General features: G+C 67.7%; 1 protein-coding gene. It reads left to right on the top strand.

From position 1 onward, the window contains the following. The coding region (locus NHN26_RS17365; protein ID WP_253090547.1) for a transglutaminase-like domain-containing protein at nucleotides 1-662 on the top strand (662 nt) is incomplete at both ends.

Below are 662 nucleotides of genomic sequence, written 5' to 3'. Positions count from 1 at the left end.
CCTGGCCGGTCTTTGCCATCGCCGCGTCCGCCGCCAGCTATCCGTTCCTCTACGCGTCCGACGACCGGATCGACCTCGGCGCGCTTGCCGTGCCGCAATACGCCGACGCCGCCGGGCGCCTGTCGTCATGGGTCGAGGGGTTCGTGATGAACCGGCCGACAGACACGCTGTCCCTGCTGAAGGATCTCAGCAATGGCGTTGCCACCCGGATTTCCTATCAGAGCCGCGAGACGGAAGGCACCCAGGGGCCGCTCGAGACGCTCGACCGGGGATGGGGATCATGCCGGGATTTTGCCGTTCTTCTTGCCGAGGCGGCCCGCACGCTCGGCTTCGGCGCGCGGCTCGTGTCCGGCTATCTCCACGATCCCTCGGGCAGCCGCCTCGGATCGGCGGGGACAGGGTCCACCCATGCCTGGGTGGAGGTCTTCATACCCGGCGCCGGCTGGATCCCCTTCGACCCGACCAACCGCGCGGTCGGTGCCGCGAACCTCATTCCCGTCGCCGTTGCCCGGCACATCGCGCAGGTCACGCCGGTGGCGGGCAGCTTTCTCGGAACGAATGTCGATCTGCTGTCGATGGAGGTTATCGTGAAGGTCGCGGATGCAACTGGTTCTTGTGATCCTGGTCCAGACCACGGCGCCTCTGCAGGTGCCGCGCTCGGC

It is taken from the genome of Rhodovulum tesquicola, from assembly GCF_024128855.1.
Lineage (GTDB): Bacteria > Pseudomonadota > Alphaproteobacteria > Rhodobacterales > Rhodobacteraceae > Rhodovulum > Rhodovulum tesquicola.
The sequence above is the reverse complement of the archived record's forward strand: the minus strand, read 5'-3'. Positions and strand labels throughout refer to the sequence as shown.